17 protein-coding genes are annotated in these 20,683 nt (G+C 62.9%); 8 read left to right on the top strand and 9 right to left on the bottom strand.

Translation table 11 applies throughout. From position 1 onward, the window contains the following. Positions 1 to 11 precede the first annotated feature (11 nt). The 6 genes from B0919_RS01475 to B0919_RS01450 all read left to right on the top strand — a co-directional run bounded on the left by B0919_RS01475 (position 12) and on the right by B0919_RS01450 (position 7,537). Positions 12 to 1,499, top strand: coding sequence for a hypothetical protein (locus tag B0919_RS01475; RefSeq protein WP_078010414.1), 1,488 nt, complete (start codon positions 12 to 14; stop codon positions 1,497 to 1,499). 369 nt (positions 1,500 to 1,868) lie between these two features. Beyond that, the gene (locus tag B0919_RS01470; RefSeq protein WP_078010413.1) at positions 1,869 to 3,332 is read left to right on the top strand and encodes a hypothetical protein; all 1,464 of its coding nucleotides are present in this window, start codon (positions 1,869 to 1,871) and stop codon (positions 3,330 to 3,332) included. Positions 3,333 to 3,496: 164 nt separating this feature from the next. Next, positions 3,497 to 4,183 (top strand): hypothetical protein, encoded by a 687-nt coding sequence (locus tag B0919_RS01465; protein WP_078010412.1) that lies wholly within the window; start codon positions 3,497 to 3,499, stop codon positions 4,181 to 4,183. A 112-nt stretch (positions 4,184 to 4,295) separates the two neighbouring features. Beyond that, positions 4,296 to 6,506: a prolyl oligopeptidase family serine peptidase gene (locus B0919_RS01460; RefSeq protein ID WP_078010411.1), complete on the top strand. Its 2,211-nt coding sequence runs from the start codon at positions 4,296 to 4,298 to the stop codon at positions 6,504 to 6,506. A gap of 148 nt (positions 6,507 to 6,654) precedes the next feature. Beyond that, positions 6,655 to 6,885, top strand: coding sequence for a hypothetical protein (locus B0919_RS01455; RefSeq protein WP_078010410.1), 231 nt, complete (start codon positions 6,655 to 6,657; stop codon positions 6,883 to 6,885). A gap of 148 nt (positions 6,886 to 7,033) precedes the next feature. Next, positions 7,034 to 7,537, top strand: a complete 504-nt coding sequence (locus tag B0919_RS01450) for a GNAT family N-acetyltransferase (protein ID WP_078010409.1) — start codon at positions 7,034 to 7,036, stop codon at positions 7,535 to 7,537. Between the two features lie 175 nt (positions 7,538 to 7,712). Here the strand turns inward: B0919_RS01450 and B0919_RS01445 are convergent, their stop codons facing one another. The 9 genes from B0919_RS01445 to B0919_RS01405 form a co-directional block, all read right to left on the bottom strand. Continuing rightward, positions 7,713 to 8,015 carry a DUF4286 family protein gene (locus B0919_RS01445; RefSeq protein ID WP_078010408.1) on the bottom strand — a complete coding sequence of 101 codons (303 nt, stop codon included), beginning with the start codon at positions 8,013 to 8,015 and terminating at the stop codon, positions 7,713 to 7,715. Between the two features lie 99 nt (positions 8,016 to 8,114). Then, entirely contained in the window at positions 8,115 to 8,558 is a 444-nt protein-coding gene (locus tag B0919_RS01440; RefSeq protein WP_078010407.1) for a DUF6526 family protein, read from the bottom strand. A gap of 44 nt (positions 8,559 to 8,602) precedes the next feature. Continuing rightward, positions 8,603 to 8,878, bottom strand: coding sequence for a hypothetical protein (locus tag B0919_RS01435; RefSeq protein WP_078010406.1), 276 nt, complete (start codon positions 8,876 to 8,878; stop codon positions 8,603 to 8,605). 164 nt (positions 8,879 to 9,042) lie between these two features. Next, on the bottom strand, positions 9,043 to 10,320 hold the full coding sequence (locus tag B0919_RS01430) for an MFS transporter (protein WP_078010405.1): 1,278 nt from the start codon (positions 10,318 to 10,320) through the stop codon (positions 9,043 to 9,045). 79 nt (positions 10,321 to 10,399) lie between these two features. Then, positions 10,400 to 10,966, bottom strand: coding sequence for a hypothetical protein (locus B0919_RS24520; RefSeq protein ID WP_176132798.1), 567 nt, complete (start codon positions 10,964 to 10,966; stop codon positions 10,400 to 10,402). 9 nt (positions 10,967 to 10,975) lie between these two features. Further along, positions 10,976 to 11,914 carry a cation diffusion facilitator family transporter gene (locus B0919_RS01420; RefSeq protein WP_078010403.1) on the bottom strand — a complete coding sequence of 313 codons (939 nt, stop codon included), beginning with the start codon at positions 11,912 to 11,914 and terminating at the stop codon, positions 10,976 to 10,978. Between the two features lie 15 nt (positions 11,915 to 11,929). Beyond that, positions 11,930 to 14,539, bottom strand: a complete 2,610-nt coding sequence (locus tag B0919_RS01415; protein ID WP_078010402.1) for a T9SS type A sorting domain-containing protein — start codon at positions 14,537 to 14,539, stop codon at positions 11,930 to 11,932. Between the two features lie 64 nt (positions 14,540 to 14,603). Then, on the bottom strand, positions 14,604 to 17,075 hold the full coding sequence (locus B0919_RS01410; RefSeq protein WP_078010401.1) for a TonB-dependent receptor: 2,472 nt from the start codon (positions 17,073 to 17,075) through the stop codon (positions 14,604 to 14,606). Positions 17,076 to 17,360: 285 nt separating this feature from the next. After that, positions 17,361 to 17,705: a hypothetical protein gene (locus B0919_RS01405; protein ID WP_078010400.1), complete on the bottom strand. Its 345-nt coding sequence runs from the start codon at positions 17,703 to 17,705 to the stop codon at positions 17,361 to 17,363. A 398-nt stretch (positions 17,706 to 18,103) separates the two neighbouring features. Between B0919_RS01405 and B0919_RS01400 the strand changes: the two genes are divergently transcribed. Together B0919_RS01400 and htpG are read left to right on the top strand one after the other, a co-directional pair. Then, a complete protein-coding gene (locus B0919_RS01400; RefSeq protein WP_078010399.1) occupies positions 18,104 to 18,544 on the top strand; it encodes a hypothetical protein in 441 nt (146 codons plus the stop codon). A gap of 205 nt (positions 18,545 to 18,749) precedes the next feature. Continuing rightward, positions 18,750 to 20,582 (top strand): molecular chaperone HtpG, encoded by a 1,833-nt coding sequence (gene htpG / locus B0919_RS01395; RefSeq protein WP_078010398.1) that lies wholly within the window; start codon positions 18,750 to 18,752, stop codon positions 20,580 to 20,582. Positions 20,583 to 20,683: the final 101 nt, after the last annotated feature.

The following is a 20,683-nucleotide window of genomic DNA, read 5'->3' as shown; positions in this document are numbered from 1 at the left end:
ACTTTGACTTCATGAGGATTCCCCGCCGCCTCACCGCCCTGCTGACGGGCCTGCTACTAACAGCTTCCGCTGCCACCCAAGCTCAGACCGTGCCCGGCCAGGCTACGCTGGAAGAGAAAAAGGTACAGATCTGGTGCGCCACGGCCCGCTTCGTGTACAACGACAACGGCCGCTCCAACCTGAACAATACCCTGCGCTGCGACGGCACGCTCAAGGACTTTGAAAGCAGCATCCGGCCCGACAGCCAGCGGGTGTACTCGCTGGTGTATCAGCCGCTGGAAGGCAAAGGCGTGATGTACAAAGGCCTGGGCTCGGATCAGTCGCGGCTGCAGCGGCTGGCCAAGGAGATTATTACCCGGCTCGGCGGCTCGCCGCAGCGGCGCAAAGACCCCGCCCGCATGGAGCAGCTAAACCGCCTGCAGGCCGCCCTGACGGCCTACGTGGAGCAAGGCACCCCGGTGCCCGGCGACATCGGGCAGGTAGACGCTTCTTCCGCCGGTGGTGCTACTTTCGATTCCACGGCTACCGAGACGCCTGAAAGCCTCTCCGCCGCCGACACCGGCCAGGCCGAAGCGCCAGCCGCCGCATCTTCGCAGTCATCGGCCGGTGAAAGCCCCATGACTAAGCTGTTCGGCCCCATTGCCCTGATCCTGTCCTTGCTGAGCCTGGTGCTCTGGTGGCTGGAGCGGCGGGTGCTGCGCAACCACATCAGCGAGCTGCGCTCCAGCAACCGCCGTCACCGCACCGAGCTGGACTCGATGAAGGGCTTTGGCGGTGGGCAGGAAGCTCCCGCTGACCTGACCTTCAGCCAGCGTAAGCAGGTGGAAGAGCTGGTGGAGCGGCTGGTGCAGCAGCGCCTGGCCGATGTGCAGCCGCACGGCCGGCCCACCGCGGCTCCCGAGCCTGCCATGCCGACAGTAGCTCCTGCCGCGCCGCCGGTCAACCTGCGCAAAAGTCCGCCCGCCACGCCGACACCAGTTCCGCCGCTGGCCCCAACGCCCGCGCCACTCGTGGCACCCGCGCCAGTGCAGCGGCTAGAGGAGGTGCCGCCGTTTGCTGGTCCGGCACCGGTGGCTGCTCCGCCCACACCTTCGCCGCGGGAAGACTTCGACAGCCTCATTGCGCCGGTGCAGCTGCCAGCTCCCGAACCGGCAGCGCCGCCGCAGCCCGAGCCGGTGCCCTTGGGCAAGTTCTACGTGAAGGTGCCCGTCAACGGGGGCTTCTCCGACTACGACCTGCACACCGTGGCCCAGCACGACAGCATCTACGAAATCACGCCCGACCCGCAGCGGCCGGATGTGGCCTCGTTCCGCATCAATCCCGACCAGGCGGTGCACGCCTATGCTATCCAAAGCGCGCAGTACTCCCTGCGCGAGGCTTGCCGCTACCAGCCGCCGACGGGGCCGGCCGCGCGCATCATCACCGACGAGCCGGGGCAGCTGCGCAAAGTGGGCGGCGCGTGGCAGATCGAGCAGAAGGCGGCTATTCGGTTTGAGTAAGCCGGTCGGATGGCTCAGCGGCGGCTGGTCGCCTGAGCGCGACAGAGGGGCCGCGAGCCGGCTCGCGGGCTGAAACGGGCTCCGAACGATTGCGGCCGGGCTTTGGACGCCTGGGACCAGGCTCCGGACGGTTGTGGCCGGGCTATGAATGGCTGCGTCTGGACTTTGGACAATCGGAGCCGGGCTTTGGGCGATTGTGACCAGGCTTTAGACAATCGGGGCCGAGCTTTGGGTAATCGTGACCGGGCTTTGGTCGATTGAGGCTGGGCTTTGGCTTTCGGGCGAAAATCGGGTAAGGGTGTTGAAGAAGAAGTGCGGGCGCCAGCCGGTTGTGCTTCGCCTTAGTTTCGTTGTTCTTAGCTTCGCTTCATGCTTGAAATAATCCTTGAAGTCGCCGTGGTGGCCATCATCGTGGGCCTGCAGATTCTCACGTTTCTGCGGACGCGCACCCAGGTAGCCCGGCTGGCTGAGCTCTACCCGCCCAAGGACACGCTGCGCGTGGAGCGCCGCCTCGTCACGCCCGACGGCACCGTGGACCTGCCCGACTACGCCGCCGACGCCCCGGCCGATGCTTACGCCGTGGACATCATCCGTGCGGATGATACCTCGACCGACTTCCGCGAAATCGTGCAGGACACCAACGCCTACCTGCGCCACAACAAGGGCGCCGCGGCCGATTTCAACATCCTCAAGGATATTGCCACCCGCCAGGGCCAAGGGCCCGACAATGCCGTGCAGGCCAACGTGGCTACGCCGCTGTATCTGGGCTTGCTCGGTACCTTCTTGGGCGTAATTCTGGGTCTGGTCAGCATAGCCCGCCGCGGCGTAACGGATGACACCTCGCTCACGCCCTTCCTCACCGGCGTGCTCATTGCCATGACGGGCTCGTTTATGGGCCTGCTGCTCACCCTCATCGGCAATAACCTGCTGCGTAACGCCCGCCAGCAGCGCGACCAGCGGCAGAACCAATACTTCACCTTCCTGCAGGCCCGGCTGCTGCCCATTCTGCACAACGACATGTCGGCCAGCCTGAGTACCCTGAAGGGCGTGCTCGACGCGTTCAACCAGGACTTTGTGGGCAAGGTGACGCTGTTTGAGCCCATCCTGAACACCATCACTGAGAATATTCGGGTGCAGCGCGACTTCCTGGTGAAGCTGGAGGAAGTTGGCTTCGACAAGATGGCGCAGGCCAATCTGGCCGTGTTCGACAAGGTGCGCGAGTCGGCCGAGCTGTTCGGGCAGTTCACCGCCTACCAGCAGCAGCTCAACCAGATGCTCGACAAGGGCGCCGAGTCGGGCAGGGTAGTAGGTGGCATCCTCGACCGTCTCACCGGCTTCGAGCGCGGCATCAACAACCTGGGCCAGTACATCGGCCAGCACGATAACCTCATTCAGCAGCAGCTCGACTTCTTCCAGCGCCACCAGGTGGAGATGGGCAACCTCGCGGCCCGCTCCGAGCAGTACTTCGACCAAGCCTCCCAGCACCTCACCGAACTGATGCGCCGCCGCCTGGAGCACCACGAACGCGACGCCCAGCGCGCCTACGAGAAGTGGGGCGAGTACTTCGACCGCATCAACCAGGACAATGCCTTCGAGCGCATCATGCGCCAGCTCGACCCGCTCAAGGACGTGAAAGTCAACCAGGAAGTACTGGCCCGCGACGTAACGGCCACCCAGCGCGAATTGCTGCGCAAAATCGACTCCGATACGCAAGTGGATACCAAGCTGCTGGAGCAACTGTCGGTGATGAACCAGATTCTGCGCAGAGCCACGGCCAAAAACCGCTGGCAGCGCGGGATGGACAAGCTCTTCGGCGGGGTGCGCGAGGAGTAGAGGTTGTTTCCCGTGTCAGTTGTTTACTATGTCATCCTGAGCAACGCGAAGGACTTTGCCACGCGTGAACGATCAGCGTTAGGTTCACTATCGGACGTGAGAAGGTCCTTCGGCTAGCGCCGTACGCCAGATGAAGGATGACAGCCGTTTTTTGATTACACCCGATGCCCGGTTCCGACGACCAACAACGCTCCGACTTCTTCTGGCCCAGCTACGTGGACCTGATGACCTCCCTATTTGTGGTCATGCTGGTCTTGTTTGTCTACAGCTTCAAGCTGTTCCGCGACCGGGAAGCCAGTCAGCGCCGGCTGCTGGGCGAGCTGAAGGTGAAAGCCCAGGAGCTGGAGCAGATTCAGCGCATCCGCGAGTCCTTGCGGCGTTTGGAGGGTGACTATTTCCGCTACGACCCGCAAAACGAGCGGTACGAGCTGCGCGTGGACGTGCAGTTCAAGGCTGGCCGCGACGAAATCCAGGAGCAGTACAAGCCCGCCCTGCTGCGCGCCGGCCGCCTGCTGCAGGAGCGCCTGCGCGCCATCCGCACCGATCTGCCGGTGCGCTACCTCGTCATCGTGGAAGGCATGGCAGCCCGCTACCCGCAGGGCGACCCGCGCAACCAGCGCGAGGAGCAGAGTACCTACCAGCTCAGCTACCGCCGGGCCCTGAACCTCTCGAACTTCTGGCAGCAGAACGGCCTGCGCTTCGGGCAGGACCGCACCGTGGAGCTGATCATCGGCGGTAGCGGCTTCTTCGGTACCGGGCGCTACGCCGGCCGCCGCGAGGGCGACAACAAGCGCTTCCTCATTCAGATCATCCCCAAGATTGGGAAGGTGACCACGGCCACGGTGCGGTAAGAACGGCGCGCAGGATTTGGGCCAGGGTGCGCACCACGGCGGCTTGCCTGTTCTTACTACTGCCCGCCGCCGTGTATTTTGCACCGACTCACTACCTCATTCCCTCCGTACTATGCATTCATCCCGACCCCTTCTGGGCGCTACGCTGGCCGTGCTGACGGCCTGCGGTTCGGCCAAGCAGCTGAACCCCTCCCAGAACCTGATAACCGAACGACCCGTGATAGAAAACTCCAATCCGGCCAAAACGCAGGCGCTGGAATACCCCAAAGCCCGCAAGGGCGACCAGGTAGACGACTACTTCGGCACCAAGGTGGCCGACCCGTTCCGCTGGCTGGAAGACGCCGACTCGCCCGAAACCAAAGCCTGGGTGACGGCCGAAAACAAGGTGACCTTCGATTACCTGAGCCGCATCCCGTTCCGTGACCGGATTCGCGAGCGGCTTACCCAGATCTGGAACTACGAGCGGTACGGCGTGCCCCAGCAGGAGGGCGAGTACCTCTACTACCAGAAAAACGACGGCCTGCAAAACCAAGCCGTGCTCTACGTGAAGCGCCCGGGCGAGCAGGGCGACGGCAACGTACTGCTCGATCCGAACAAGTTTTCGGCCGACGGCACCACGGCCTTATCAGGTACGTATTTCTCCAACGACCACAAGTACCTGGCCTACACCACCTCGGGCGGCGGCTCCGACTGGCAGACCATTCACCTGCTCGACCTCAAAACCCGGCAGCCGCTCAAGGACGAGCTGAACTGGGTGAAGGTGTCGGGCGTGGCCTGGGTGAAGGATGGCTTCTATTATAGCGGCTACGACGCGCCCAAAGCCGGCGAAAGTAAGCTGGCCGGCAAAAACGAGTACCACAAGGTGTACTTCCACAAAATCGGCACGCCGCAGTCGGCCGATAAGCTGGTGTACGAGAACAAGCAGATGCCGCTGGGCTTCCGCATTGCCTCGGTAACGGAGGACGAACGGTTCCTGGCGGTGTACCTCACCGACGGCAATGCCGACGGCAACAAGCTGGCCGTGCGCGACCTGACCGACCCGAAACAAGCCGCGAAGTGGACCATTCTGGGCTCTGACTACGAGTCGGATATGAGCGTGGTGGGCAACCTCGGCGGCAAGCTGCTGGTGTACACTAACTACAAGGCTCCGCGCTACCGGGTGCTGGCCGTCGACCCGAGGCAGCCGCAGGAAGCCAGCTGGAAAGACCTGCTGCCGGAATCGGAGCATAAGCTGGAAGGCATCGACCAGGTGGGCGGCAAGCTGGTGGCCAGCTACCTGAAGGACGCCAGCTCGCTGATTAAGGTGTTTGACGAGGAAGGCAAGCTGCTGCGCGACGTGGAGCTGCCCGCCCTGGGCACCGCCAGCGGCTTCGGCGGCCGCCGCACCGACAAGCAGGTGTACTACGCCTTCACCTCATTTACCTACCCGACCACCATCTATCAGTACGACCTGGCCAGCGGCCAGAGCACCGTATGGCGGGCGCCGAAGGTGGACGTGAAGCCCGACGATTACGTCACCACGCAGGTCTTCTACAAGAGCAAGGACGGCACCAAGGTGCCCATGTTCATCACCCACAAGAAGGGCCTGAAGCTCAACGGTCAAAACCCCACTTACCTGTACGCTTACGGCGGCTTCAACGTGAGCCTGACGCCGAGCTTCTCGGTGGCGCGCATGCTGTGGCTGGAAAACGGTGGCATCCTGGCCGTGCCCAACCTGCGCGGCGGCGGCGAGTACGGCGAAGCCTGGCACAAAGCCGGCATGACGCCGAACAAGCAGAACGTGTTCGACGACTTCATCGGCGCGGCCGAGTACCTGAAGGCCCTGAACTACACTTCGGCGGAGAAGCTGGCCATTGCCGGCGGCTCCAACGGCGGCCTGCTGGTGGGCGCCACCATGACGCAGCGCCCCGACCTCTGCCGCGTGGCTTTCCCGGCCGTGGGCGTAATGGACATGTTGCGCTACCAGAAGTTTACCATCGGCTGGAACTGGGCCCCGGAGTACGGCACCTCCGACAACTACCAACAGTTTCAGAACCTGTACCGCTTCTCGCCGCTGCACACGCTGAAGCCCGGCACTGCCTACCCCGCCACCATGATTACCACCGCCGACCACGACGACCGCGTGGTGCCGGCGCACTCGTTTAAGTTCGCGGCTACCCTGCAGGAAGCCAATACCGGCACTTGGCCCCAGCTCATCCGTATCGATGTGAATGCGGGCCATGGCGCGGGCAAGAGCACCAAGCTGCTCATCGACGAGTGGGCCGACGTGTGGTCGTTTGCCTACCAGAACATGGGCGTGAATCCGTACCAGAACGTGAAGTAGGCCGCCAATCCACCGTGGCCGCGGAGAACTGGCGCCGCGCGTACGGCTGGCTCGCGTCACAAAACGAGGGAAGCAGCGTAATCAGTTAACGCCGTGGTTGTATCTTGCGCCGCGAAATTCGCCTGCCTTGACCTTTTCCGCTCCAGATATGAAAAAAATGCTGATGCTCGGCCTCGTGGCCGGCGCTATGCTGTCGGTTTCGGCCTGCAGCAACCCTGACTACGAGAAGAAAGACGACATGACCTCGGCCCCGCTGCCCACGCTGCCTCCGGCCGCCGCCGGCAAAGACTCGGCCGCCGTGGCCCAGCAGCAAGCCGATCAGGAGCTGAGCGCCGTCAACGCCACCAAAGTCATCAAGAAGATGCAGCCGGTGATGTAAGCCGGTTGACCTTGGTCAATACCAATGATGAGCAATGGCCCCAGCGGGTTGTTGCTCATTGTTTTTTGTGGCTACGGTTAGGCCCGTGAAGCGCGGGTAGCCGCGCCGCCCGCTGTCCAGTACTCATTATTAATCGTTAATTCAGCCCATGCTTACCATCCGCCGCGGCACCGAAGCCGATTTGTCCCGTGTCCACGAGCTCATCGTGGAGCTGGCCGTGTACGAGCGCGCCCCCGAGGAAGTCACCAATACGCTCGACGACATGCGCCGCGACGGGTTCGGGCCCGCGCCCATCTTCAGCTTCTTCGTGGCCGAAACCGAGGAACAGGGCGTTCTGGGTATTGCGCTGTTTTACACGGCCTATTCCACCTGGAAGGGCCGCATGCTTTACCTCGAAGACCTGGTGGTGACCGAAGCCGCCCGCGGCACCGGCATCGGGCGCAAGCTGTTTGACGCAGTGGTGGCCGAAGCCCGGCGCACCGGCGCGCACCGCCTGAAGTGGCAGGTGCTGGAGTGGAACGAGCCAGCCATCGGCTTCTACAAGCGCATCGGCGCCAACCTCGACCCGGAGTGGTACAACGGCAACCTGACCGCCGAGCAGTTGCGCGCCTACAGCTGCGACCCGCAGGTAGAAGCGGCCGTCCGAGGCTAACGGAACGCTGCTGCGACGGCTCTGGAGAGGAGCAGTGCGGTCCATGGCCTGTTGCTTACGGATACGCGAAGAACAACAAAGCTGCAGCGCAACGGCATCGGTCTCTCCCTAGAGCCGTACCGCTGCGCTGCAGCTTTGTTATTTCCAATACCAGGAGCGGCCGCTCCGGGCTGGCTTAGTCCAGTACCTCCAGCACCGTGCGGAACGATACGTACTGGCCCGGAAACCGCGTTTCAAGGTTGGCGCTCAGGCCGGGAGCGGCCATGCGCTGGTACTCATCGAGCTGGTCGGTGTTGATGCAGTAGTACTGAGCGGCGTAGGTGTAGCCGTCGTTTTCTTCGTTGAGCAGGCGCAGCAGCTGGCTTTTCACGAAGTAGCCGGTGGCCATCACGTCGGGCATGTGCTCGTCGCGCATGTAGCTCACCCATTCTTCGGCTACTTCCGGGTCGACGCTGCTGGTTACGTTGTAAAGAATCATGAGAAAGGGAAAAGAGTAGACGAGTAGCTGAGTCAATAGGCCGATGAAAGAACGGTCATGCGTTCATCTTTGGCCTAGCTCAGTCACGCGTCGAAAAAATCAGACCCGCATGGGGTCGGCTTGAAAATCTTGAATCCGCTCCCGGATGGCAGCCGGTTTCAGCTGCTCGGTTGCGGCGGCCGTGGCCAGGGCGGGCAGCTCAGCGTCGCCAGCGAAGCGCAGCGACAGAACCTGGCCGAGGGTGAGCCGGGCCTCCAACGGCTGAAAGCGTTGCCCGGTCAGCTCGAAGTAGCGCTGGCGTACTTCCAGTCGGGCCAAGCGGTCCTGCAGCTTCAGGGCGTAGTGCTGGCGCAGCATCACCACGGTCAGCAGGAGCAGCACGGCCAGGGCAACCAAGCAAAACCAGATCCGGGAATCGTCGGAATCGGTGCCGGCCACGGCGGCATAGCGGCGGCCAGTGTATATCGCCAGCACCAGGCTCAGCGGCGTGACGACGAAGTGGTGCAGCCAATAATAGCGGCGGGTGAATTGAGCTGCGGCCATGCGCAAGGGGAAGAAGGGGAGCGTAAAAGTAGGAGCAGAGGCAGTTAGTTTTGACCGCGTTGCCGGGCTTTTTGTTCGTCGCGGGCGGCTTTTTCCCGCTCTTTAGCCAGGTTTTCCTGTGCTTTTTCCCGCTCCTTGTTGGCCTGCATAGGCTTCTGCGTAGGGGCGCTTATCTGGGGCATGGCCGTGGGCTGATTGGGCTGCGAAGGGGCCTGCGCGGTGCCGGGGCGGTTATCCGATGTGGGCGGCGGCACCTGGGCGCGGGCCGGGCTGGTCAGCAGCAGTGCGCCGAGCAGGCCGAGGTATGGTAAGGCTTTCATTGTCAGAGGAAGTAGGTGGTTACCGGTGAATACGCACCGTGCACATCGTCAGTTCCGCATATTACGGAAGCTTTGCCGGAGCTGCTCTTGAGGGACAGCCGCCCGGTAAATAAACCACCCCGACCGTGGGGCCGGGGTGGAAAGACGCAGAAAGCGCCAAAAGGTTAGCTGACTTCCACGTAGTCCAGGTCTTTGCCGTGCGTTTCGGGCAGCGTACTCACGGCCCAGAAGGCCAGCAGCAGCGACACCGCGCCCACAATAGCTCCGCTGCCAATCAGATTGGGCGTGGAGCCGGTGCCGAGGCTGGCCGCCAAGCCGTTGAAAATGGGCACGAGTGCTACCACCGAGCCGCGGGCAAAATTGGGCGCCGTGGTAGCCACGGTGGCCCGCAGGTTGGTGCCGAACTGCTCGGCCGCCACCGTCACAAACAAGGCCCAGAAGCCCACTGAAATGCCCATCACGAAGCACAGGCGGTAAAAGGCCGTGGTGGATGCGCCGTGCAGCAGGTACAGGTACGCCGCCATAACGATGCCGCACAGCAGCAGGAATAGTTGCAGGGCGCGCTTGCGGCTGCGCAGCAGCTGACTCAGGGCGCCGCTGGCAAAGTCGCCGAACACCAGCCCGAAGTAACACCAGAACACGGCCAGCCCGGCCGATACCTCGCCCTGCACGCCCAGCGCGCGGCCAAACTCGGGCGCCAACGTAATCAGGATGCCTACCACGAACCACAGCGGCACGCCAATGAGCAAGCACTTGAGGTACTTCAGCAGCCGCGGACCGTTGGTGAACAGGGCGAAGAAGTTGCCGCGCGAGACATCCTGGTGCTTGGCTTGCTCAAACATGCCCGACTCGAACACGCCCACGCGCAGCAGCAGCAGCGCCAGCCCCAGTGCACCGCCCACGAAGTAGGCGTTGCGCCAGCCCAACTCAGCGCCCACCCAGTAGGCCAGCATGGCGCCCGACACGCCCACGGTGGCCACTATCATGGTGCCGTAGCCACGCTTTTCCTTGGGCAACGTCTCGGATACCAGCGTGATGCCCGCACCCAGCTCCCCGGCCAGCCCGATGCCGGCAATCAGCCGCAGCCAGGCGTACTGCTCGATGCTCTGCACGAAACCGTTGGCAATGTTGGCCAGCGAGTACATGAGGATGGAGCCGAAGAGCACCGAGAGGCGCCCACGCTTATCCCCAAGGATGCCCCAGAGGATGCCGCCGAGCAGCATGCCGCCCATCTGCATGGAAATCAGGTGGGTGCCCTGGCTGGTCAGCTCAGCCGGTGCCGTAATGCCTAACGACTTGAGGCTTTCGACGCGCACGATGCTGAACAGGATCAGGTCGTAGATATCGACGAAGTAGCCGAGGGCAGCTACCACAACCACGGCGCTGAGCAGGCCGGCGGTTTTGGGTGGGGTGGAAACGGGTGGGGGAGAGGTCTGGGCCATGTAAAAAGCGTAGTCGAAACGCAGATTACGAAGATTTACCCACCGGTGCTATCGGAACGCAGCCAACTACAGGGCAAGGTTATTTCCAGGTGAAAGAAGAAATGGCCTGCCTGAATATGGACTGGTTTTTAAGATTCTGCGTTTGCGGCCCGCGTACAGCGGTGCCAATCACCGTCACCAGTTGCGTGCGATGCTCAGTGAAGGCAATAGTGCTAATCAGCTCTGTTTTCCCCTCTTTCAGCTTGAAAGAACACTGCATCAATTGAATAGGCTGACCTTTGACAATTGTGTCTTTGATGCTGTTTAGCTGAAAATCATTGAATGTTTCCCGCAAATAGACAGCGTAAGCAGGGCCCATCTTAGTCAAAGCGCCTTGTCCTTTTAGAGGAATAAAATTCACGACAAGCATATCGTGGTAGTCAGCACGACGCGAATGGGGGTTTCGTAAAATATACTCACGTCCCTTGTGCGGTGATACATGAGCTTGCGCCGTGTCCAAAAGCCGCCAAGTAACAGGTAGTTGTACAGTAGCCATGCCCAAATCAAAGGTTTGCAAGCGCGAGGTTTCGTATGCAGAATTCTGGGTAGAACAACTGCCGAAAAGACACGAGCTGCAGAGTAAGCAACCGAGGAAATAGAGATTCATATTCACAAGCTACGGATGCTCCGCGTCGCAATTGCCGTGGGTGCAGCCGCGGGGCTCAATCTGCACGGTGATGTGGCCGATGTTGAACTCGTCCTGAATCTGGTGCTGCAAGTCGTGCAGGAAGCCGCTGTCGGTGCCGCTGGGGCGCACCAGGTGGGCGGTGAGGGCCGTGTCGCGGGTGCTTAGGGGCCAGATGTGCAGGTCGTGTACGTCCGTGACGCCAGGCTGAGCCAACAGGAAGCTTCGCACGGCGGCCGGGTCGATTTCGGCGGGTACGGCCTGCAGGCTCAGCTGCACCGTTTGGCGCAACAGCCCCCAGGAGCTGACGCCCACAATGGCCAGAATGACGAAGCTGATGGCCGGATCGAGCCATAGCCAGCCAGTGAAGTAGACCAGCGCCCCGCCTACCACCACGCCCACCGACACCAAGGCATCGGTGAGCATGTGCAGGTAGGCGCCGCGCACGTTCACGTCGCCCTTTTGCCCGCGGCTGAACAGCCAGGCCGTGAAGCCGTTGACCACTATGCCCGCGCCGGCCAGCAGCATCACCAGCTGCCCGTTCACGGGCTCGGGGTGGCGCAGGTGGCTGATGGTTTCCCACAGGATAATGCCCAACGCCAGGTAGAGCAGGGCCGCGTTCAGCAGCGCCGCCTGAATGCTGATGCCCTTGAAGCCGTAGGTATAGCGCGCCGAAGTAGGCCGCTTGCCGATGAGCATCGCGCCCCAGGCCAACGCCAGACTCAGCACGTCGGAGAGGTTGTGGCCTGCGTCAGAAAGCAGCGCCGTTGAATTGGCCCACCAGCCGCCGCCGGCTTCGGCAGCCACAAACACGAGGTTCAGCGCAATGCCCCAGCCGAAGGAGCGGCCGACGTTTTCTAAGTCAGCCGGGCCGTGGTGCCCGTGGCTATGGTCGTGGCCGGCGTGGGAGTGATTGTGGTCGTGCGGCATGATAGCAGGAAAAGCTTACTGAATTATTACGCGGCGGGTAGCCTGGCCGGTCGCGTATTCAGCGCGCAGCAGGTACACGCCTGCCGGCAGCGCCGTGGTGGGCAACGTCGTTTCGGCCTGAAAAACGAGCTGCGTCAGGACGATGCGGCCCACTGCATCCACGAGCTGTACGCGGTACGGGCGGGCGGCGTCGAGCCGCACATGCAGCCCGGCGGCCCCGGCCGGATTGGGCCATACGCTTAGCCCGGCGCGGACGGTAGCCGCAGACTGGGCGGCGGTAGTACTAGCAGCAGGCAGCAGCCGAATGAGTGCAGGTTGTAAGATGCCGGCCACTGACAGGAAGCTACCGCCTACCAGCACCACGCCGTCGGGCTGGCGCAGCAAAGTCAGCACCTCGCCGTCGGGCCCGGGCGTGGCCGCGCCGAAGTAAGCGGCATCGAGCGGGCCGGCAGCAAGCACCCGCTGCATAAACGGGGCTTGGGTAGCTGCCTGGTTGCCCAACGAGCCACCGAGCAGCACAGCCCCCGTCGGCTCCAGCGCCAGGGCATTGACGCGGCCAAGGTTGATAGGATTGCTCGGCGTCGGCAGCCCCGAAACGAAGCCGCCATCGGTGCTTCCATTGGCGTTAAAGCGGGCCACATTGATGCTGACCAGGTTATTGGCGCGCACGAAAGACCCCGCGGCTACCAGCCCGCCACCCGCGGTAGGCGCCAGCGCACGTACTATGCCCCCCATTACCGGGTCGGCCAGCACGGTCTGGAAGGTTGGGTCCAGGGTGCCATCGGCGCGCAGGCGGCGGATCAGCTCCAGACGGTTGTTGTAGAAGTTGCCGCCTACTACTACCTCGCCGGTGGGCTGCAGGAGCAGCGCCCCCACCTGCCCTGACCTGGGCACGGCCGCCGTGAAACCAGCATCGAGGGCACCGGTATCGTGCAAGCGTATCAGGTGAAAGCGCGTAGTGCTGGGGCCAGTGAGGGCGAACGAGCCGCCCAGCAGGACCTCGCCATCGGGCTGTAGCCCCAGAGTCTGCACCTCGGCGGCGCTGCTCAGGCCACTGAGCGCGGGCGGCAGAAAGGCGGCGTCTAATTGGCCAGTGGAGCTTAGGCGGGCTACCCCAACACGAGGCTGGCCGCCCACCGTCTGGAAGCGGCCTCCGAGCAACACCCGGCCGCTGGCGTCGAGGGCCAGCGTGTTCAGCACGCCGGTGCCCAGCCCGTCAGCCGGGGCCTGAAAAGTCGTGTCCACCTCGCCTGAGGGCCATAGCCGGGCTACTTGCGGGCTAAACCAGCCGTTGACCTCCGTAAAATTGCCCCCGATGAGCAGGCGGCCATCAGTTTGGCGGGCCAAGGCGCGTACCGTTCCGGTCAGGCCTAGTCCGAAGCGCCAAGCCGCCACGGGCCGACCAGCTGGGCCTCGCAAGGCCACCAAGCATCCGGCCCTACCGGCTAAGCTGCGAAAGTTGCCCCCTAATGCCACCAGTCCCGAAGGCAGGGCCGCAACGGAGTTTATTTGTCCGCCCGCGGCGGGTTGAGCAGCGTCCCAGGTGGTATCGGGTTGGCCGGCAGCGGTATAATGCTGCACCAAGGATTCATTGCCCGTTAGCGAGGGAGCGTACGCAACCAATACCGAGCCGTCGGTCAGGGCGGCAAAGTGCTGGTCGAAGTAGTTCCAGTATTGATTGCCGTTGAGCGCAAGCTCGCGGCCGGGGTAACTCAGCGGATCAAAGGTGGCGTCGGCCGCACCGGATGGTAACAGGCGCACCACACTGCCCGCGCGGCCCGCCGCAACCTGGTTGGTAGCGGCCGCCCCTATCAGGACGTTCCCGCTGCGCTGCAGCACCAATTCCCACACATGCAGGCCCGCCGGCGGGGTAAAGCTCGTATCCAACGAGCCATCGGGCAACAGGCGGAGCAAGCCGCTGGGGGCAAGCGTATTGTTGTAGCTGAGCTGACTGCCGCCCACCAGTATTTTGCCATCGGGCTGCACGGCCAGGGCCCGCACGTTGCTGATGCCGTTGCCCGGCGGTGTGAAGCCGGGGTCGATCTGCCCGTTGGCCAGCAGGCGCACCAAGCCCGCAGGCCCCGTGCCGTTGTAGGGGCCAAATCTGCCGCCCACCAGCACCTTGCTATCGGGCTGCACGGCGGCCGTTGCGGCCAGCGGGTCGCCGGGGGCGGTGAAGTAATCGGGCGGCGCAAACGACGGGTCCGGTTGCCCGGTGGGACCGAGCACCATCAGATTGAAGCCAATGACGGCACCGATGGTCAGCGTTCCGTCGCCGAGCACCAGCACCCGGCCGTTGGGCAGCGCACGCAACGCACGCAGCTGGCGCTGCATAGCCGCCGGAATAGCCGGTGGTTGAAAAGCCGGGTCGCGCTGCCCCGTTGCGTCGTAGTGCGCCAGGCCCGGTACCAGTGAGCCGGCGGCGTAGTCAAAATTGCCGAGCACCCATAAGCCGCCCACGCCGTCGGGCACTGCCGATTTTATCTGCCCGGTGGTGAATATTTCGCTGGGCCGGAAGCTTGGGTCGCGTTGCTGAGCCCGAACCAAGCCCACTGATATGCCAAGCAGTAGAATAGCTGCGCCAAGTCGCCGCGCACTCACCAGAAATAACTGCGGATAATTCATGGCTCAAGATACATATGGCGGGCGGCCACAGGCGCGGCCGCCCGCCAGAGCCGGTATCCTCCGCTTAATTAAAGCTCAGCGGTACCATCAGTTTCACGCTCACGTTGCGGCCCATGTTGAATACGCCCGCGCGGCCGGTCACGTAGTTTACATCGGTGTATTTCAGCCGGCTCAGGTGGTTCTGGTAAGCCACATCGAAAAGGTTGTTGACCGATACCAGCAGCGAAGCCGTCGTGCGGCCTTTGCGGGTGGTGAAGTCGGTGCCAGCGCCCAGGTTCACCAGCGTGTAAGCGGAGGTGGGCGTTTCGGTGTCGAAGGCGCCGAAGATGCGGCGCTGGGCAAAGTTGTGCTCCACCCCGAAGCGCGCGTAGACATTGGCCACGGCCGTCAGGCCCGCCACCTTGCGCAAGTTCACCCGCAGCTCCGATTGCAGCCGGTCGGCCGGCGTGAAGGGCAACCACTTTTCACCTTCGGCCTGATTCAGCCGGCGCGAGCGGACCATGGAGAACGAGTTTTCGAAGTGCAGCCAGTCGAGCGGGTGCGGGTGCAGGTCCACTGTCACCTCACCGCCGTAGAGGTTGGCTGGGCTCTGCCCGTACACAAACACGCGGTACTCCTCACCGTCTTCGGGGTTGGTGCGGGTGGAGTCGCCGGCGGCGGCGTTGCTGATGCGCCGCGGGAAGATGAAGTTCCGGATGCGGTTGTCGAAGGCATCGACGCTGAAGGTGACGTGCTCCGTGTTCAGGCTCAGGCCCAGGTCCGACTGAAAGCTGGTTTCGGCCTTCAATGCTGGGTCGCCCACCTCGTAGCGGGTGGTGCCCTCGTGCACGCCGTTGGAGCCCAGCTCGGCAATGTTCGGCGCCCGGAAGCCGCGCGACACGTTGGCCTTCACCACTAAGTTGTCGGTGAGGCTGAAGGCCCCGCCCAGGCTCCCCGACCAGTTGCGGTAGGTGTTCTTGAACGCGCCAAATTTCTGCTCCGCGCCCGGCGTGCCTGCTGCTACGGGCTGCTCGTCGGCGCCCAGCCACAGGGCATCGGCCGTGATGCCGCGCTGGTCAAAGCGCAGGCCGCCGCTCACGTCCAGCCGGCCGAAGGTGCGCTTGGTCACCCCGAACACGCCGCCGTCGAACAGGCGGTAGGCCGGAATCAGAAATTCCTCGCCCAGGTTCTGGTTTTCCTGCCGCATGCCGCTCACGCCCACGGTGGTCGTCCAGCCGCTGAGCTCAGGCAGGAAGTAGCGCGCCGCGTAGTCAAGGGTGCGCAGCTGAAAGTACAGCGACGGGTCGTCGGGGCGGAGCACGTCGCCGAACTCACGGCGCAGGTTCTGCTGCCAGCCCACGTTCACGGTCAGCCGCGAAGAGCCCAGGATGAAGTTGTTGTCGGTGCCGATGCGCAGGTGGTTGATCTGCTGCCGCGGCACGTCGAGGCCGTAGCCGCGCACGTCGTCCCGGGTCACGATGCGCGAGGCCACCACGTCGTCGCCCACGGCGAAGTCCTTGGTAAACTGCCCGGTGGCCGAGTCGCGCACGCCCTCAATCAGGCCCAGTTCCTGGTTGAAGGAGCTGACGGTGAGGTGCGAGTAGCCCCAGCTTTTGTTCAGGCCCACGTAGCCGCTGCCGTTCAGCTCCCGAAAGCCGGAGTTGTACACGCGGCCGTCGTAGCGGTTGCGGTAGTCGCCGGCCACCTTGCCCGAGCCGCGCACCAGCCAGTTGAAGCCGTTCAGGTTGCCGGCGTTCATCACCGAGTAGCCTTGCTGGTGATTATTGGTCTGGTAGTTGGCCGTGACGGAGCCGAGCACGCGGCCATTGTCCACCGGGTCGGGCGCCACGAAGTTGACCACCCCAGCCATACCATCGGAGCCATATAATAAGGAGCCGGGCCCCTTGATGATTTCGGCCCGGTCGATGCTGTACTCGTCGATTTCGATGCCGTGCTCATCGCCCCACTGCTGGCCTTCCTGCTTGGCGCCGTTGTTCAGGGTGATGACACGGTTGGAGCTCAGCCCGCGGATGACGGGCTTGCTGATGGCCGCGCCGGTGGTAATCTGGTTGACGCCCGGCGTGCGCGCAATGGCGTCGATAATATTGGTGGAGGCGTGCTGATTCAGCTCCTCGCGGTCTACCACCGTGGTGGGCACCGGCGAGCGGCGCAGCTCCGTGGAGGCCGAGACGCCCGTCACCACTACCTGGCCCAGCTCGGTCACGGCCGGGGTCAGGCCGAAGTCCAGCGGCTGGCCGCTGCCCGTGTCCACGGTGCGCACCACGGTGCCATACCCGATGGAGCGCACCTGCACCAGGAAGCGGCCGCGCGGCAGATTAGCAAAGCTGAAGCGGCCGTCGGCGTCGGTAGCGGTGCCTTGTTTCAGGTCGGGAAAGAGCAGCGTCACGCCGGGCAGCGGTTGCTGCGTGGCCTGATCGATGATACGGCCAGTAACTGAGAGGCCGGTAGTGGCCCGGGAAGTGGGCAAGACCGTTTGGGCCCGTGAAAAAGACGAAGTCAGAAGAAAAGCAACGGGCAACAGTAACGAGCGGGACATAACAGTCGGAAAGTCAGCGGAAGGGAAACGGGATGCACCCCGAAGAATGCGCCGCGAAAGGCGGGCAGCGCCCAACGCCTTCCGTGATACTCTATAAGCAGTACCAAATGGCGGAGCCGGGTGCTCGTTGCAGCGCAACCAACAACAGCAGGGGCCGCAGCCCGAAATGGGTGCGTTGGGGGCCGCCAGAGCGGGGTCAATAAAAAAGGAGGGACGGCTCAGGTGCCGTCGGGAAGGGCGCGGACCGGCGTACGCTGTGCCAGGTCGGGGCCCAAAAGCCAATAACTAGCCTCGCAGCGCGGGTGGACCGCGCAGGAAAGTGGCAGCAGGCAGCGTGTTGGTCCACACCGACGCCTGCATGTCGCCCTCGGGCTGCGCATACTGGTATACTACCGGCGTAAGCGTCAGTTCGGCCGCGGGCTGAAACGGCACGTCGTACAGATGGTCGACGGCGCAGTGCTGGTGCTTGGTGGTCAGCACGGCTTTGTCGCCGCGGTGCCGGGGCAGGTGCGCCTCTTCCTTCTCGGTGTGCGCGTGGCGGTGCAGGGCCAATATTGCCGACTCCGGCAGCAGCACCCGCACGAAGCAGAGCAGCAGGAAGGTGGCGATATGGTGGCGGAAGGCGCGCATCAGCAGGACAAAGGTGGCGACAAGTACGGATAAAGTCGGAACTCGGCCAACAGGGAGGCTACATACACGGCGCGGATACCGGGCGTTGCACGCCGCAACTCGGTGCCCCCTGCTTTGCGTATCCGGATTACTGTTCGGTTCACCTTCACCCATTCCCGCCCATGAAACGTCTGCTACTCCGCACCCTGCACCAACTCGCCCAGCACCTGCGCCCCAAAAAGTCCGGCGTCCGGCCCGAGCCCAGCCCCGATGCTCTGTTCGTTTAGCCTGGCCCGAACCCGCTGTTCGCACAGGCGCGGCCCGCGTTGAGCCATAAAGCAGTAGCATCGGACAAGACTCCCAGATTGGGACTTTGCAGCGAGTGTACTTGGAGCCGTTAACTCTTCAGTGACGTGCCGATGGAAGCCCTGCAGTTCGATTCGCTCAACTTGTTTTACGACCCCGCCTTTGGCCTGCTTTACCACCGCTGGCGCGGGCAGCACAACATGCACCGTTTTCGTCCGGCGGTCGAATACCTGCAGCGCTTGGTCCAGCAGTGCGCCGTCGAGTCGTGGGTAGCCGATCTGAACGGCTTGCCCAACATCGGCTTCGATGAACAGGCTTGGCTGAGCGACGAGGTGCTGCCCAGCATTGGTGCTTTGCCGCACCTGCGTCAGATGGCTTTGATACTCAATACCGATACCTACAACCAACTGGCGGTAGAGAGCATTCTGCACGTGGCGGAACAGCACCTGAATTTCGACGTGCAGTTCTTTGCCGATTCGGTGGGCGCCATGGACTGGGTGCTGAATCCCACCTCGCAGCCGGCGGCGCAGGTGAGCCCGCGCATGGTGGCTTGAAGGGTAAGGCAGCGGATTTGACGGCTGTTTTGGCCGGCACTTCGCTCTATCCTCGCCGTACTCTGTCAGGCTGACAGCTTCAGGGCCCGAAAGGGACAAGTGGAACACGATTTGAAACCGGCCCCGCGGCCCGGCTGCTCCCCGCGGGCAGCCGGGCCGCTTTCGTTTGTTCTACTCCAGTCCTTCATACTCACTTCTACCCGCCATGCAGGAAACCGGCAGCATCTCGATTCACACCGAGAATATCTTCCCCATCATTAAGAAATTCCTGTACTCCGACCACGAAATCTTCCTCCGGGAGCTGGTTTCGAACGCCGTCGATGCCACGCAGAAGCTGAAAAGCCTGGCGCAGCTCGGCGAGTACCAGGGCGAAGCCGGGGAGCTGAAAGTGACGGTCAGCGTCGACAAGGACAAGCGTACCATCACCGTGTCGGACCGCGGCATCGGCATGACCGCGGAGGAAATCAAGAAGTACATCAACCAGATTGCCTTCTCCGGCGCCACCGAGTTTGTGGAGAAGTACAAGGAGAAGGACGCCGCGGCCAAGGACCAAATCATTGGTCAGTTTGGCTTGGGCTTCTACTCCGCCTTCATGGTGGCCAAGGAGGTCGAAATCTTCTCCAAGAGCTACAAGGAAAGTACCGAAGCTGCTCGCTGGATCTGCGACGGCTCGACCGAGTTCAGCCTCGAAACCACCGACAAGGCCGAACGCGGCACCGATGTGGTGCTGCAAGTAGCCGAGGACAGCGACGAGTTCCTGGAGCCCCAGCGCCTGCGCGGCATTCTGGAGAAGTACTGCAAGTTTCTGCCCATCGACATCGAGTTCGAAGGCCAGATTATCAACCAGACGCAGCCGCTCTGGACCAAGCAGCCCGCCGACCTCACCGACGAGGACTACACGAGCTTCTACCAGACGCTGTATCCCTTCTCGGAGCCGCCGCTGTTCTGGATTCACCTCAACGTGGATTACCCCTTCAACCTGACGGGCATTCTGTACTTCCCCAAGGTGAAGGACGAGCTGCAGCTGCAGCGCAACAAGATTCAGCTCTACTCGCGCCAGGTGTTCATCACCGACGAGGTGAAGGACGTGGTGCCCGAGTTCCTGATGCTGCTCCACGGCGTGCTCGACTCGCCCGATATTCCGCTGAACGTGTCGCGCAGCTTCCTGCAGGCCGACGCCAACGTGCGGAAAATCAACCAGTACGTGACCAAGAAGGTGGCCGATAAGCTGGCCGAAATCTACCGCAAGGACCGTGCGGGCTTCGAGGAAAAATGGTCGGATATCGGCCTGTTCATCAAGTACGGCATGTTGTCGGACGAGAAGTTCTACGACCGCGCCAAGGACTTCGCCCTGGTGCAGAACGTGGACAAGAAGTTCTTCACGCTCAACGAGTACAAGGAGCACGTACAGGCCAACCAGGTAGACAAGAATGGCCAGACGGTGCTGCTCTACGCCACCGACGCCGAGGCCCAGCACGCCTACGTGGTGGCGGCCCAGGAGCGCGGCTACGACGTGCTTAACCTGAACGGCCCGCTCGATTCACACTTCATCGGCCAGCTGGAGCAGAAACTGGACAAAACCACCTTTAAGCGCGTCGACTCCGAAACCGCGAGCAAACTCATCGAGAAGGACGAAACGACCGAGAGCGTGCTGTCGGACGACGAGAAGACCCGGCTGCAGGAGCTGTTCTCGAAAGCCATCAACAACCCTACCATGCACGTGCAGGTCGATGCTATGTCGCCGCAGGACGCGCCCGTTATCATCACCCTGCCCGAGTTTATGCGCCGCATGAAGGACATGCAGCGTGTGGGTGGCGGGGGCGGCATGGCCATGTTCGGCTCCCTGCCCGATAGCTACACCGTAAGCGTCAACGCCAACAGCGCCGTGGCCCAGCGCGTGCTCAAGGCCGACGAGGAAGCCGCTGGCAAGTTGGCCAAGCAAGCCTTCGACCTCGCGCTTTTGGCACAAGGTATGCTTAAGGGCGAAGCGCTGACCCAGTTTGTGAAGCGGAGCGCTGAGCTGCTGGCAGCTGAGTAATCTTTCTTCCTGTTCCGGAGCGAAGCCGGTCCTGCAACTGCTGCGGTTGTGGGGCCGGCTTCAGTCGTTGGTAAGCCGCGGAGCCGACGTACGGAATGCCC

The organism is Hymenobacter sp. CRA2, from assembly GCF_002007105.1.
GTDB lineage: Bacteria > Bacteroidota > Bacteroidia > Cytophagales > Hymenobacteraceae > Solirubrum.
Note: the sequence above shows the minus strand (reverse complement) of the source record. Positions and strands in the feature narration are given on the sequence as shown.